Annotated in this window: 14 protein-coding genes; 8 read left to right on the top strand and 6 right to left on the bottom strand. The window is 64.4% G+C overall.

What is annotated here, in order from left to right:
- The first annotated feature begins 137 nt into the window (after positions 1-137).
- A complete protein-coding gene (locus ACWF6P_RS03815; protein ID WP_378627474.1) occupies positions 138-1,334 on the top strand; it encodes a TetR/AcrR family transcriptional regulator in 1,197 nt (398 codons plus the stop codon).
- Positions 1,335-1,500: 166 nt separating this feature from the next.
- Here ACWF6P_RS03815 and ACWF6P_RS03810 read toward each other — a convergent pair whose 3' ends face one another.
- From ACWF6P_RS03810 to ACWF6P_RS03785, 6 genes are read right to left on the bottom strand one after another with little or no spacing between them, the layout of a single operon-like run.
- Complete coding sequence (locus tag ACWF6P_RS03810) at positions 1,501-2,298, bottom strand: enoyl-CoA hydratase/isomerase family protein (RefSeq protein WP_378627471.1); 798 nt, start codon at positions 2,296-2,298, stop codon at positions 1,501-1,503.
- A gap of 31 nt (positions 2,299-2,329) precedes the next feature.
- Positions 2,330-3,496 carry a thiolase family protein gene (locus tag ACWF6P_RS03805; RefSeq protein ID WP_452620026.1) on the bottom strand — a complete coding sequence of 389 codons (1,167 nt, stop codon included), beginning with the start codon at positions 3,494-3,496 and terminating at the stop codon, positions 2,330-2,332.
- On the bottom strand, positions 3,496-4,299 hold the full coding sequence (locus tag ACWF6P_RS03800; RefSeq protein WP_228401825.1) for an SDR family NAD(P)-dependent oxidoreductase: 804 nt from the start codon (positions 4,297-4,299) through the stop codon (positions 3,496-3,498). The genes ACWF6P_RS03805 and ACWF6P_RS03800 overlap by 1 nt, the downstream gene beginning before the upstream one ends.
- 32 nt (positions 4,300-4,331) lie before the next feature.
- The gene (locus tag ACWF6P_RS03795) at positions 4,332-4,742 is read right to left on the bottom strand and encodes a MaoC/PaaZ C-terminal domain-containing protein (RefSeq protein WP_452620025.1); all 411 of its coding nucleotides are present in this window, start codon (positions 4,740-4,742) and stop codon (positions 4,332-4,334) included.
- On the bottom strand, positions 4,739-5,200 hold the full coding sequence (locus ACWF6P_RS03790) for a MaoC family dehydratase N-terminal domain-containing protein (protein ID WP_452620024.1): 462 nt from the start codon (positions 5,198-5,200) through the stop codon (positions 4,739-4,741). Before ACWF6P_RS03790 ends, ACWF6P_RS03795 begins: the two co-directional genes overlap by 4 nt.
- A gap of 1 nt (position 5,201) precedes the next feature.
- A complete protein-coding gene (locus ACWF6P_RS03785) occupies positions 5,202-6,389 on the bottom strand; it encodes a lipid-transfer protein (RefSeq protein WP_378627462.1) in 1,188 nt (395 codons plus the stop codon).
- A 223-nt stretch (positions 6,390-6,612) separates the two neighbouring features.
- Here ACWF6P_RS03785 and ACWF6P_RS03780 point away from each other — a divergent pair, with 223 nt between their 5' ends.
- Genes ACWF6P_RS03780 through ACWF6P_RS03750 form a run of 7 tightly spaced genes read left to right on the top strand, consistent with a single transcriptional unit; the run spans position 6,613 to position 13,581 of the window.
- Complete coding sequence (locus ACWF6P_RS03780) at positions 6,613-7,566, top strand: acyl-CoA thioesterase (RefSeq protein WP_452620023.1); 954 nt, start codon at positions 6,613-6,615, stop codon at positions 7,564-7,566.
- Complete coding sequence (locus ACWF6P_RS03775; RefSeq protein WP_378627431.1) at positions 7,563-8,459, top strand: SDR family NAD(P)-dependent oxidoreductase; 897 nt, start codon at positions 7,563-7,565, stop codon at positions 8,457-8,459. Before ACWF6P_RS03780 ends, ACWF6P_RS03775 begins: the two co-directional genes overlap by 4 nt.
- A gap of 13 nt (positions 8,460-8,472) precedes the next feature.
- Positions 8,473-9,999 carry a class I adenylate-forming enzyme family protein gene (locus ACWF6P_RS03770; protein WP_452620022.1) on the top strand — a complete coding sequence of 509 codons (1,527 nt, stop codon included), beginning with the start codon at positions 8,473-8,475 and terminating at the stop codon, positions 9,997-9,999.
- 27 nt (positions 10,000-10,026) lie between these two features.
- Complete coding sequence (locus ACWF6P_RS03765; RefSeq protein ID WP_378627423.1) at positions 10,027-11,184, top strand: acyl-CoA dehydrogenase family protein; 1,158 nt, start codon at positions 10,027-10,029, stop codon at positions 11,182-11,184.
- Between the two features lie 16 nt (positions 11,185-11,200).
- Positions 11,201-11,989 carry an enoyl-CoA hydratase/isomerase family protein gene (locus ACWF6P_RS03760; RefSeq protein ID WP_452620021.1) on the top strand — a complete coding sequence of 263 codons (789 nt, stop codon included), beginning with the start codon at positions 11,201-11,203 and terminating at the stop codon, positions 11,987-11,989.
- 4 nt (positions 11,990-11,993) lie between these two features.
- Entirely contained in the window at positions 11,994-13,148 is a 1,155-nt protein-coding gene (locus tag ACWF6P_RS03755) for a CaiB/BaiF CoA transferase family protein (RefSeq protein ID WP_378627414.1), read from the top strand.
- A 19-nt stretch (positions 13,149-13,167) separates the two neighbouring features.
- Positions 13,168-13,581: an acyl-CoA thioesterase gene (locus tag ACWF6P_RS03750; protein WP_378627410.1), complete on the top strand. Its 414-nt coding sequence runs from the start codon at positions 13,168-13,170 to the stop codon at positions 13,579-13,581.
- Positions 13,582-13,587 lie beyond the last annotated feature (6 nt).

The raw sequence follows: 13,587 nt of genomic DNA, 5'->3' as shown, positions 1-13,587 counted from the left end.
ACTTTACGAAAATGAGTGCTGCCTTCGATCGATTCGTGAACGAGTTCCGAGCAGGTCGAGAATCACGTCGAGAAATTCGAACGCCTGCTAACATCTGCGCTACGCCGATCGGCGTTCCGCCACGAGAGGGCCATTAAATGTCCGAGGGGTCTCCTCAGCGCCGCCCGCGCAATCGCAAACAACTGATCGTAACGGCCGCCGCGCAACAGTTCGAAAGAAAGGGCTTCCACGACACCTCGGTAGCAGATATTGCCGCCGAGGTGGGTATCACCGGTCCAGCCCTCTATCGCCACTTCCGCAGCAAGGCCGACCTGCTGACGGCCGCGATCGAACTCGAAATCGAACAGATCGAACGGATCTACACGAGCGCAACGGAGTTACCCGCGATCCTCGACGAGGCCGCGAAGGCCCTCTTGCGTCCGGGCCGTGTCAATACCCTGTGGGAACGCACCAGCCCCTTCCTCGAGCCGGCGATACAGTCGAAGCTCACCGAACGCCATCTCGCAGCGCTGGAGCCGTTGAGAACCGCGCTCGTCGAGGCGCGCCCCGATCTGACCGAATCCGACGCCGACGCACTGACGTGGGCCGTCCATGCAGTGATGAACAGTGCCCGAGCTTTCGAGCGCGCAAAGGTCGACCGCGAGCGAGGTCGACAGCTCATGGTCGCCGCCGCCACCGCGGTAACCGAGATGCCCCGACTGCTGCCCGCGGCACCGGCACCGCTGCCTCCACCGCCGTCCAGCGAGCTGAGCTTCGCATCCCGGCGTGAGGCCGCATTGGCTGCTGCCGTTCACCTATTCGCCGAACGCGGCTTCCAGGCAGTCGGCATGGACGATATCGGCGCTGCGGCCGGCATTTCGGGACCGACTCTCTACCACCACTTTCCGGGCAAGTCGGCGATACTCTCGCACATTATCCTGCGTTGTCTCGAAGCGCTGAATTTCGACCTGGCAGCGGTGCTGTCGAGTACTGACGACCCCGCCGAGGCACTCGAGTTGGCGCTCGCGTCATTCGTCCGGATCAATGTCGCTCAAGGTGACGCACTCGTGGCGTTGACAACCGGGATCGTCAACGTCCCTGCAGAGGAGCGCACCCCGATCCGGCGGGCGCAGCAGGATTACATCAACGAGTGGGCAGTATTGCTCGCAGCCAGCCGGCAAGACTTGAGCCAGGCCGACACAGAAGCACTGGTCCGGTCGGCGCAGCGCGTGATCGACTCCATGCGACATCACCTTCCCTTGCGGAAAACCGAGCAGCGCCAACCTCTTCGGCGGCTCGGGCACGCCGTCCTCGGCATCGAAGAGAAGTTCGACACCGCCAACCTGCTGGTCTGAGAGGAGTCAGATCTAAGGTGGTCGGCGGCACGTGATGCTGCCGAAATACGTTTGTCTGTGATGCCATTGCAACCCGATCTGGATCCGACCGTAGGAGCACGGCCGGATCCCGGGGTACGTCAAGGCCACTCGAAATTCGGCGGCAGACAACGAAACCTTTTGCAGTTCAAGCGTTCTGATTTTCCATCGCTCGCTGGGCAAAGAACTGCTCGACCGCTACGGCATGGTCGCCCGAGGCGAAACACTCCTTCTCCACAGACAGTGCCAAGTCGAGGACCGTATTGGCGGTATCGCGCAGGATCGCGTTGAGGACCTGCTTGGTTCCCTGAATGGCCCGAGTGTGCCCACCGGCCAGCCGCTGGGCCAACGTGTGCGCGGCGTCGAGCAGCTCGTCGGGTTCGACGACGTGGTTGATCAAGCCGATGCGTTCAGCCTCCGTCGCGTCGATCTTGTCGCCGGTGAAGAAATACTCCTTGGTCCGGGCCATGCCGACCAGCCAGGGCCAGACGATCGCGCCGCCGTCACCGGCGACGACACCCACGTTGACGTGGGGGTCAGCGATAATGGCGGTGCGCGAGGCGTAAGTGACGTCGCAGAGCAAGGCAATCGTCGCACCCAAACCGATTGCGGGGCCGTTGATGGCGGCGATGATCGGCTGCGGCACCTCGAGCAGGTCGACGATGATCGACCGCGCGTCGCGGAAGAAGTCGTCGAGCTCCTGACCCGCCGACATCCGCGGACCCTTCAGGTTGCCGCCGGCCGAGAAAGCCTTGCCATTTCCGGTCAGCACGACGGCCCGCACCGAGGTGTCGCGGCGCAGCTCGCGCCACAGTCGGATGAAGTCACGATGCGTGGCGTGATTGATCGCATTGAAGTCGTCGGGGCGGTCGATGCGGACCTCGAGGACCGCACCGCGACGGGTGGTGGCGAGGTTGTCGAACGCGTATTTCTGCAGCTCGTCCATAGCTTTTACTCCTGCTCGGTTTCTTCGGGGGTCAGAGGCGTTCGAGGATCGTGGCGTTGGCCATCCCGCCGCCCTCACACATCGACTGGAGCCCGTATCGAATGGCGTGGTCGACCATGTGGTGGACCATTGTTGTCATCAGTCGGGCGCCGGAACCGCCGATCGGGTGACCGATCGCCATCGCACCGCCGTTCGGATTCATCCGCTCGTACGACGCGCCGGTCTCGCGCAGCCACGCGAGGCTTACCGGTGCGAAAGCCTCGTTGATCTCGAAGACTCCGATGTCGTCGATGTCCAGACCCGCCTTGGCCAGCGCCTTGGCGGTCGCGGGGATCGGGCCCTTGAGCATGGTGACCGGGTCGGTACCCGCGACCACAGCAGTATGGATACGCGCCAGTGGGCGCCAGCCCTTCTTCTGTGCGATCTCACTGGTCGTGACGAGCAGTGCGGCCGAACCGTCGGAGATCTGCGAGGCGTTGCCGGCAGTGATGGTTCCGTCGCCCCCGAAGGCCGGTTTGAGTGCACCGAGCCCCTCGATCGTGGAGCCGCGACGGATGCCCTCGTCCGTGTCGAAAAGTCTTGTTGCGCCGTCCTCTTCGACGACCTCGACGGGCACGATCTGGTTCTTGAATCGCCCCTCGTCGATCGCTTGCGCGGCACGCGCGTGAGAATCGAGCGCATGCTGGTCGAGGTCCGTGCGGGTGAGGCCGTACTCGTCGGCGATCATCTGTGCGCCCACACCTTGATGGAAGCGCATTCCGTTGTAACGCTGCAACACCGAAGGACCAAATGGTTCTCCACACGAACCGTCGCCGAGCGCCGCCTGCGCCGGAACGGCGCTCATGATCTCCACACCACCGGCCACGGCGATGTCGTACTGCCCCGAGATGACACCCGCAGCGGCCTGGTGCACCGCCTGCTGAGACGAACCGCACTGGCGCTCGACCGTTACAGCCGGGACGGACTCGGGCCAGCCCGCGGCGAGCACCGACGCTCGGCCGATGCCACCGCTCTGCATGCCGATGGGGATGGCGCAGCCCCAAACCACGTCGTCCACAAGCGCGGGGTCGAGGCCCGTGCGCTCAATGAGCGCGTTGAGGACGATGGCAGAGAGATCTGCCGAATGCAATTGGGAGAGTGAACCTTTGCGCTTCCCGACCGGAGTCCGAACAGCCTCGACGATAACGGCGTCACGCATCATCGGGCACCCGCATCAACGGTGACGCACTGACCAGAGACGTAGTTCATCTCCTGCAGGCACAATGCGTAGATCGCCCCTGCTGCTTCTTCGGGCGTACCCGGGCGTCCGAGCGGGCTGGTCTTCTGCACACTGTCCATTGCGGCCTGGCTGACACCGACCCTCATCTTGCGGCCCTCGATCTCGACAACGGTGTCCTCGCTCGCAACAGCTTCGGTCATCCGGGTCAGGATGAAGCCGAAGGCAACAGCGTTGACGTTGACCCGGTAGCGGCCCCACTCCTTGGCGAGGGTCTTGGTCAAACCGATGACGCCGGCCTTCGCGGCAGCGTAATTGACCTGGCCTGGGTTGCCGTAGACGCCCGAGACCGACGAGACGTTGACGACCTTGCGGTGGTACTCGGTCGGGTTCGACTTGATGTACGGGGCGGCCGCCCGCAGGATCTTGAACGGCGCGGTCAGGTGCATCTCGAGGACGCTGTCCCACTGCTCGTCCGTCATCCGCTGGATGACGTTGTCCATGATGTAGCCGGCGTTGTTGACGATGATGTCGATGCCGCCGAAGTTCTCGACTGCGGTGTCGACGAAGCGCTGAGCGAAGTCGGGCGCGGTGACCGAGCCGACGCAAGCGACGGCCTGCCCTCCTGCCCTGACGATGTCCTCGACGGTCTCCTTGGCGGGCGCGTCGTCGAGGTCGTTGACGACGACCTTGGCTCCTTCGGCTGCCAGCTTGAGCGCCACGGCGCGTCCGATTCCGCGACCGGAACCGGTGACGACCGCTACTTTGTCCTGAAGTGTGGGCATGTCAATTCTTCCTTTGTGAGAGAGGGTCTGGTTCAGCCGAGCCGCACGACGACAGCGCCACGCAGCGTGACGGTGCCGTCGGGCAGAGCAACGGTGAGGTCGAGATGGGCGACGCTGTCGTCGGCCCTCGTGACGGTGCCCGTGCAGGTCGGCGCGCTGTTGACGGGGGTGATCGCGCTGAAGCGGACCTCGAAGGAGACGATCTGCTCCTGCGCCCAGTGGTCGGTGAGCAGCCGACTGAGATAGGCCATCGAGAGCATCCCGTGGGCGAAGACGTCGTCGATGCCGACCGCACGGCACGCGTCGGTGTCGATGTGCACCGGGTTGTGGTCGCCAGAGGCGCCGGCGTAGAGGGCCAGCGCGGTGCGGGTGATCCGAGGGCAGGCGAGGTAGATCTCCTGGCCGTGGACGAGGTCGGTGCCGGTGGTGGTTGGCGAGGTCATCGAGCCGCCTTGGGATCGCGCACGACGATCGTGCTGGTGAGTGTCGCGACGGGTTTTCCTGCAACGCCGACGTGAGTGTCGCGGACGATGAACTGCAGCGCGCCGCCCTTCTTGCTGGAGACGTCGGTGACTTCGGTCCAGAAGGTCAGTACGTCGCCGGCGTGCGCGGGCGCGTGGTAGGTGAACTTCTGTCCGCCGTGAAGGATGGTGCGGACATCGACGCCGAGCTGGGTGAGGAAGTCGCTGCGGTTGGGGTTGTCCATCTCCAGGCAGAAGAAAAAGGTCGGCGGGATCGGGAGATCCGGGTGGCCGCCGGCTCGTGCCGCGTCGAGGTCGCGGTAGAGCGGGTCGGTCTGGCCGGTGGCCTCGGCGAAGAATTGGAGCCGTCCACGCTCCGCGGAGGTCGAGAACTCCTCGGTGCGGGTACCGACGAGCGAGGGATCGATAGGGATAGTCATCTCACGAGAGCCTCTCCAGAAGGGTTACGACGCCGGCCGTTCCCAGGCCGAGGTTGTGCTGTAGGCCGAGCCGGGCGTTCGGCACCTGCCGGTCGCCTGCGGTGCCGCGCAGTTGTCGAGTGAGCTCGACGATCTGCGCGAGCCCGGTGGCACCGAGGGGATGGCCTTTGGAGAGCAGACCGCCGGACGGGTTAGTGACCACGCGGCCGCCATAGGTGTTGTCGCCGTTTGCGATGAACTTCTCGGCGCCGCCGGTTTCACAGAGACCGAGCCCCTCGTAGGTGAGCACCTCGTTGATGGTGAAGCAGTCGTGCAGCTCGACGACGTCGATGTCGGCTGGGCCTACTCCGGCCTCGTCGTACACGCGCTCGGCAATTCGACGGGTCACGTCCGACCCGACGAGGGAGATCGCGCTCCGAGTGTCGAAGAGGTCCGCGTCGTCGGATTCCAGCGCCTGCGCCACTATCGCGACCTGTGGGTCGACGCCGTGCTTGCGGGCGAACTCCTCTGTGCACACGACGGCAGCGGCTGCGCCGGAAGTTGGCGGGCAGCACTGCAGCCGGGTCAGCGGACCAGCGACGGTGGGCGAGGCAAGCACGTCCTCGACGGTGATCGGAGTGCGGAAGACGGCGAGTGGGTTGTTGCCCGCGTGCCTACGAGCCTTCACAGCGACGGCGGCCAGCGTCTCGACGGTGGCGCCCGTGATGTCGAAGTACTCCTGCGCTGCGGCGGCGAAGTACTGCGGCGTCATCGGCAGTGCGGGGTCGACGTCGTAGATGTCCTCGAGTGAGGACTGGAACGCCGACAGCGGAGCGGGCCGGTCCGTCCACTTCGCGGTGAGGGCGCCCGGCGGCATCTGCTCGAAACCGATAGTTAGCGCACATTCGGTTGCACCACTCGCGACGGCCTGGCGGGCCAACCACAGTGCCGACGACCCGGACGCACAGTTGTTGTTGACGTTGAGGACGGGAATACGAGTCATCCCCAGCTGGTACGCAATCCTTTGGCCGGAAGTCGAGTCACCGTAAACATATCCAGCGTAGACCTGGCCGATCTGATCGTAACTCAAGCCGGCATCGTCGAGGGCTGCTCGGGCAGCTGCGACACCCATATCGTCATACCGTGCACCGACACTGGGTTTGGTAAAAGGGATCATCCCTGCGCCGGCTATCAGCACTCGAGATTTCATTTTGGCCTCCTCGCCTAATAGCTATTAACTTTTAAACGTCGAGAGGCGCACTGTCAAGACTGCGCGAGGCGGAGTCGGATCCAGGTCGTCAACGAAGGGGCTGCGATCCGCAAAGTAACTGACGATTCGGGAACCATCTTGACACCAGCAGGGTAAAGTGAATTATCGTTAGAGTCAGAACGGTAGCAAGTAGGGGCTGTTCGCCAGCGAAAAGGAGGATGCCGTGGCCCATCAGACAAGTCCGACGAAGCTCGAAACGAACGCTTCGATCGACGGTCCCGAGCCAAACCCTGACTTCACCACGGCCGCACCACTGGCCGACCTCGTCTCCGTTCGGCCGCACCGCACGGACACCTTCCACGGACTCGGCCACGCGGGCGCACCGAAGCGAGTAATGGGTGGCCAGGTCGCCGCCCAGGCACTCGCCGCCGCGGGAGCGACCGTCGATGCCGATCGAGTTCCACACTCGCTACACGGATATTTCCTGCGCGAAGGCCGACCGGACCAGGTCATCGAATACCACGTCGAACGAAGCCGAGACGGCCGCACCTACAGCGCACGCCAGGTGGCTGCAGTTCAGGACGGTTCCGAAATATTCGTGATGACAGCGTCTTTCGTGCGTCCGACTGCCGACAGCGAGCGACATCTGGTCGCACCGGTCGTGCCCGCTCCCGACACTGCACCCGACATGTACGACGTGTGGCGCTCGTTACATCCCGAGGCATATGCCGAGGCGGTCTACGCCGGCGCGATCGAGGCGCGCATCGTGCCGCGGCCGACGGGTCCCACCGCACCTGACAGCGATGGCGCTGTCCGTCAGGACATTTGGCTGCGCTCACGCCACCCGTTGCCCGACGACCCGCTCGTGCACGCCTGCGCTCTGACATATCTGTCGGACAGCACACTCGCGCAGTCCTCGGCGATCGAGCACGAGGTGATGTATCCGCTGCGCCGCGAGCCCGGTCGAGTCGGGTTGGCTTCGATCGATCACTCCGTCTGGTTTCATCGATCGCTGCGTGCCGACGACTGGCTGCTTCTGCGTCAGGCGAGTATCAGCATCGCGTCTCGGCGGGGATTCAACCAGGGCTCCTTCTGGTCCCCCAACGGAACGATGGTTGCCAGCGCCGCCCAGGAGTCGGTGGTCCGGCTTCTTTCCAACACAAAGGACGAAAAGTGAGTCAACACAGAGGACAACTGGACGGCAGGGTCGTCATCGTGACCGGCGCAGGCGCCGGCATCGGTCGCGAGCACGCACTCCTCATGGCACGTGAGGGGGCGCGGGTTGTCGTCAACGACCTGGCCGACCCGGCCGACGTCGTATCGGAAATCATCGCAGCTGGCGGCAAAGCGGTCGGCGTCGCTGGCAGCGTCGCGGAGATGGCGACCGGCGAGCGCCTTGTCGAGGCTGCGCTCGACACCTTTGGTGACATGCATGCAATCGTCAACAACGCGGGCGTCGTTCGCGACGCGATGGTCTGGAACATGTCCGAGGAGGACTACGACCTCGTTGTCGACGTCCATCTCAAGGGCGCCTTTTCGGTAACCCGGGCAGCCGCACGGCACTGGCGGGCAGAAAGCAAGGCAGGCCGTCAGGCCGACCGCTCGATCGTCAACACCACATCGGCCGCGGGCCTGCACGGAAACGTCGGACAATGGAACTACGCCGCGGCCAAGGCCGGTCTTGCCGCGCAGGCACTCCTCGCGGTGGCCGAACTCGGCCACTACGGCGTCCGCGCCAACGCGATCTCGCCGGCCGCCCGGACCGCGATGGTTACCTCGTCGCCCGGACTCGCTGCAGCCGTCGCCGCGCCGAAGGACGAAGATGCGTTCGACAAGTTCCACCCGCGAAACGCTTCGCCACTGGTCGCATACCTCGTCAAAGCAGACTGCCCGTTCACCGGGCAGGTCTTTTCCGTGACCGGTGGTCATGTCGGCCTCTATCGCGGGTTCTCAGTCGGTCACGTCGTGGAGGCCGACCACAGCTGGAGCGTCACCGAACTCGCCGCGATCATGGAAGACGAGTCGTTTCCCCACGCACTGGAGATCGTTCGCCCGAACATCATGAGTTGAAAGGTCTGACCCGATGTACCTCACCCATGCCTTGCACCGCGCGGTTCGCTACTGGGCCGATGACGTCCTGACCATCGACGCCGACCGCGTCTTCACCTCGACGCAGTCGGCTGATCGCGTCGCCCGGCTCGCGGGCGCGTTACACGCGCTCGGCGTCGGCGACAACGACCGGGTTGCGATCGTCGCGCTCAACTCCGATAGGCACCATGAAGTCTTCCATGGAAGCTGGTGGGCGGGGGCGGTACCGAGCCCGCTCAACACACGGTGGTCGGCAGCCGAAATCACATACGCGCTCAACGACTCTGGGTGCAAGGTAGTGTTCGTTCCCGAAGCCTTCGCCCCCATGGTGCCGGTGATACGCGAGCAGGTCCCCGGCCTCGCGACCATCGTCTACATCGGACGCGGTGAGGCGCCCCAGGGCGCCGCGGCCTACGACGAGTTGATCGCGGGTGCTGAACCGGTCGCCGACGCGCACCGATCGGATGACGACCTCGCGTTCGTGCTCTACACCGGCGGCACCACGGGCGCTGCCAAGGGCACGATGATCACCCACCGCTCGTTTCTCACCGGGTTACTGAGTTATCAGATGTCCGGGGCGGCAGTCCGCGCGGATGGCGTCACCATGTTGACCGGCCCGCTCTTTCACATCGGCGCCCTACTGGGCTGGTACTCCCAGCAACTGCTCGGCGGCAAGCTCGTGTTCGTACCGACATTCTCGCCGGAAAACGCAATGCGCACGATCGAGGAACACCGCGTCACCGGATGCGCACTGGTACCGACGATGATCCAACGAATCTGCGAGCACGAGGATTTCGCGTCGTACGACCTGAGCAGCCTCGAATTCATCGGATACGGCGCGTCGGCGACCCCCGACAGCCTGCTCGCGCTGGTCATGAAAAATTTGCCGCACACGCAGCTCGTCCACGTCTACGGCATGACCGAAACCGGTTGCCTGACAATGCTCAACGGGCCCGACCACCGGGCCGGCCGCAAGCTCGGATCGGTCGGTCGGGCGACCCCGTGCATCGAACTCGAGGTCGTCGACCCCGACGGTAACCCGGTGTCCTCGGGGACGGTCGGCCAGATCGTCACCCGCGGTGACCATGTGATGGCGGGCTACTGGAACAAACCCAACGAAACGGCAGCCACGATCCGTGATGGCTGGCTCCAAACCGGCGACGGAGGCTACCTCGACGAGGATGGTTACCTCTGGATCGCCGACCGTCTCAAGGACATGATCATCTCCGGCGGCGAGAACGTGTACCCCGCCGAAGTCGAGAACGTGCTCGCAGGGCATCCCGCCGTCGCGGCTTGCGCCGTGATCGGCGTCCCGGACGCGGACTGGGGGGAACGGGTACACGCCGTCGTCGTTCTACGACCCGGACAGGACGCGTCGATCGAGGAAGTACGGGCCTTCGTCAAGGACCGGATCGCCGGGTACAAGGCACCGCGCAGTCTGACGATTGTCGACGAAATGCCCATGACCGGCACCGGAAAAATCATCAAAGGCAAGCTGCGCGACACCATCGCGGCTAGCTGAGCCAGACGACACAAGGAGAGTTCGACAATGCAACGCAAGATCTACGACGCCGACCACGATGCGTTTCGTGACATGATTCGCGGCTTCATCGCAACCGAGGTCTCACCCTCCTACACGGAGTGGGAGCACGACCGGATGGTGCCGCGGGATCTCTTCCGCAAGATGGGCAAGATCGGCGTCACCGGTTTCGGTATCCCCGAGGAGTACGGCGGGCCAGGCGAGGTGAGCTTCAAATACCAGGCGATCATCTCCGAAGAAGTCGCGCGAGCGTGCGTGCACTTGGGCCACTACGGCCTGAGCACCGGAATGGTACTGCCGTACTTGCTGGGCCTTGCCACCGACGAGCAGAAGCAGCGTTGGCTGCCAGGTATCGCATCAGGCGACATCCTGTTGTGCATCGCGATGACCGAGCCCGGCACCGGCTCCGATCTCGCCGGAATCCGGACTTCGGCCCGGCTTTCCCCCGACGGCCGCCACTACGTGATCAACGGCGCGAAGACGTTCATCTCCGGTGCCCGAAACTCCGAGTTGTGCGTCGTCGCGGCCCGTACGGCGACGCCGAGCGAAACCGACCGACGCGCGGGATTGAGCCTGATCGTCGTTCCCACAGACGCCGATGGCTTCGAGTTCGGCCGCAACCTCGACAAGATCGGACTCAAGGCCAGCGACACCAACGAACTGTCGTTCACCGACGTGCATGTTCCGGTCGAGAATCTGCTCGGCGAGGAGGGGGCGGCCTTCAGTTATCTCGGGCGGAACCTTCCCCGGGAGCGGCTGATCGTCGGTGTCGACGCCGTCGCGCGTGCGCGTGCCGCAGTGGATATGACCTGCGAATATGTTCAAGAACGGAAGGTTTTCGGCAAGCCTGTCGCGGCGTTCCAGAATACCAAGTTCGTGCTCGCCGAGTGCGACGCCGAGGTAGCAGCGAGTCAGGCCCTGGTCGATCGTGGCATCGAACTGGAAAGCGATCACGAACTAACCGCAGCCGATGCGGCGCGTATCAAGTTGCAGACCACGGAGATGGCCGGCCGCGTTGTCGACAAGTGCCTGCAACTGCACGGCGGCTACGGCTACATGCGGGAGTACGCCATCGCCCGGATGTTCGCCGACTTGCGAGTCAACCGCATCTACGGTGGATCCACCGAAGTCATGAAGACCATCATCGCGAAGGACATGGGCCTGTAAGGCCTGGAGGACAACCATGACCGACACCGTTCTGTTCACAATCGAGGACGGCATCGCGACTATCGCGATGAACCGTCCCGAGCGTCGCAATTCCTTCAACTTCGAAATGGCCGACGGACTTCTCGACGCGCTCGAGCGCTCCGAGATGGATCCGTCCGTCCGAGTCGTCGTTCTCACCGGTACGGGTGACCATTTCGGCGTAGGCCGTGACAACTCCGGCACCGATCCGGCACCGTACCCTCCCGGGGACCACCTCTCGGGTCGGACCGGATTGATGCGCTACACCCGTCTGATCACCCAGATGCACGACATGAACACGCCGGTCATCGCGGAGGTCAGGGGCGGCTGCGCCGGTGCGAACATGTCGTTCGCCCTCAGTGCCGACCTGCGATACGTCTCGACGACGACGGTGATGCGCACGGCCTTCGTCGACGTCGCCTTCGGCGGCGATCTCGGTGGGCCGTGGCAGCTCTCGCGGATGCTCGGCCCGGCCAAGGCAGCAGAGCTGATGCTGCTCTCGCCGAAAATCCGCGGCGCGGAGATCGTCGAATGGGGGCTGGCCAACGAGGTACTACCGCCCGAGCAACTCTCGGTGCGGGTTCGGGAGGTCGCCGCCCACATCGCCTCGAAATCGCCTCGCGGGCTTGCCGCTGCGCGGCGAAACCTCAAGGCCGCTGCGACCCTGTCTCTCGGCGACTACCTGTCGCTAGAGGCCGAGCAGTTCGCAACCTGCCTGGCGTCGCCGGACGCCGAAGAAGCCCGGCTGGCGTTCGTCGAGAAGCGCGCCCCGAAGTTCGTGAGCTGACCCTATGACCACCAAATCAGCCACCTCACGGGGTCCGCTCACCGGTGTCCGAATACTCGAACTGGGCGGCATCGGTCCGACGCCCTTCGCCGGAATGCTCCTCGGTGACATGGGAGCCGAGGTCATCCGAGTCGACCGCCCGAGCGACGCCGGCCGGGACAACCCATTCCCTGTGCTGCACCGCAATCAACGCTCGATCACCGTCGATCTCAAGGACCCTCGCGGGGCCGATCTCGTTCTGGATCTCGTCAGTGGCGTAGACGCTGTCATCGAGGGCTTTCGCCCCGGGGTAGCCGAACGGCTCGGCGTCGGGCCGAAGGAGCTGCTCTCGCGTAATCCCGCTCTCGTGTACGGCCGGATGACTGGCTGGGGGCAGGACGGCCCGCTCGCCCAAGATCCTGGTCACGACATCAACTTCATTGCACTCACCGGCGTTCTCGGGGCAATTGGTACCCGCGACGAGCCGGTGCCGCCGCTCAACCTGGTCGGGGACATGGGAGGCGGAATGTTCCTCGCGCTAGGGGTTCTCGGTGCGGTCCTGAACAGCCGCACCTCCGGCCAGGGTCAGGTTGTCGACACTGCGATGGTCGACGGAAGCGCCACGATGATGGCGATGGTGCACGACTTCCGGAACGCGGGCAGATGGAATGTCGAACGAAGCACCAACGGCATCGACGGCGGCAACCCCTGCTACGACATCTACCGCTGCGCCGACGACCGCCATGTCGCTCTCGGCATCGGAGACGAGCGTTCTTACCGCGCGCTGCTCGGCGTCCTGGGCCTTGCTGGGGATCCGACGTTCGCGAACCGAACGGACAGTGCCGCATGGCCGCTCATGCGTAAGACTCTCGCCGCCTTGTTCATCCAGCACGAACGTGACGAGTGGGAGACGACCTTCGACGGCCGCGGCGCAAGCTTCTCCCCCGTTCTCGACATGACCGAGGCACCGCACCACCCGCACAACCGGGCGCGTCAGACTTTTCTCGTCGGTCCATCCGGGAGCATCGAACCTGCACCGATGCCGCGATTCTCCGGGACGCCACTGCCGCGACCGGTCGCTGCGCCCGTCGTCGGAGCCGACACCGGGACGGTATTGCTCGCTGCGGGAATTGGACCGACACGGATCGACGAACTGCGTGCTGCCTATGTCGTCAACTGAATTCGACACCGTACGGACAGTGTCCGTCGCGGTCCGGTACGACGACCTCGGCCCCGAGGGCCACATCAACAATGTCGCGTCGGTGCGGATCATCGAAGAGGCGCGGCGCACCTATCTCGGCCGACCGGTGACGTTGCACGCCGCACGTGGGTTGCTCGAGCCGCTGCCCACCACTGTGAGGCACTTGGTCCGCAAGCAGGAATTCGAGTATCACCAAGAACTTTGGTACCAGGCCACGCCGCTATTCGTCGACGTGTGGGTATCCGCTGTCGGAACGACGTCCTTCCGCGTGCACAGCGCAATTCGCACGTGCACCGCCGCCGATCCTGCAGTGACTGCCGAGGCGGTAATCGTGCTCGTCGACGAGGAGACCCGCAAGCCGTGGCCGATCCCTGACGAGTTCCGCCCTCGGCTGACAATCTCGGAGATGTGAAATCTG

This window comes from Rhodococcus sp. NPDC055024 (assembly GCF_053608585.1).
This window is presented reverse-complemented; position numbering and strand designations above follow the sequence as displayed.

What these genes read in the sequence shown, in the direction of transcription:
- ACWF6P_RS03755 (WP_378627414.1), top strand. Translation starts at nt 11,994, where the DNA reads ATGACCACCAAATCAGCCACCTCACGGGGTCCGCTCACCGGTGTCCGA.
- ACWF6P_RS03770 (WP_452620022.1), top strand. Translation starts at nt 8,473, where the DNA reads ATGTACCTCACCCATGCCTTGCACCGCGCGGTTCGCTACTGGGCCGAT.
- ACWF6P_RS03800 (WP_228401825.1), bottom strand. Translation starts at nt 4,299, where the DNA reads ATGCCCACACTTCAGGACAAAGTAGCGGTCGTCACCGGTTCCGGTCGC.
- ACWF6P_RS03805 (WP_452620026.1), bottom strand. Translation starts at nt 3,496, where the DNA reads ATGCGTGACGCCGTTATCGTCGAGGCTGTTCGGACTCCGGTCGGGAAG.
- ACWF6P_RS03785 (WP_378627462.1), bottom strand. Translation starts at nt 6,389, where the DNA reads ATGAAATCTCGAGTGCTGATAGCCGGCGCAGGGATGATCCCTTTTACC.
- ACWF6P_RS03790 (WP_452620024.1), bottom strand. Translation starts at nt 5,200, where the DNA reads ATGACTATCCCTATCGATCCCTCGCTCGTCGGTACCCGCACCGAGGAG.
- ACWF6P_RS03815 (WP_378627474.1), top strand. Translation starts at nt 138, where the DNA reads ATGTCCGAGGGGTCTCCTCAGCGCCGCCCGCGCAATCGCAAACAACTG.
- ACWF6P_RS03795 (WP_452620025.1), bottom strand. Translation starts at nt 4,742, where the DNA reads ATGACCTCGCCAACCACCACCGGCACCGACCTCGTCCACGGCCAGGAG.
- ACWF6P_RS03760 (WP_452620021.1), top strand. Translation starts at nt 11,201, where the DNA reads ATGACCGACACCGTTCTGTTCACAATCGAGGACGGCATCGCGACTATC.
- ACWF6P_RS03810 (WP_378627471.1), bottom strand. Translation starts at nt 2,298, where the DNA reads ATGGACGAGCTGCAGAAATACGCGTTCGACAACCTCGCCACCACCCGT.
- ACWF6P_RS03765 (WP_378627423.1), top strand. Translation starts at nt 10,027, where the DNA reads ATGCAACGCAAGATCTACGACGCCGACCACGATGCGTTTCGTGACATG.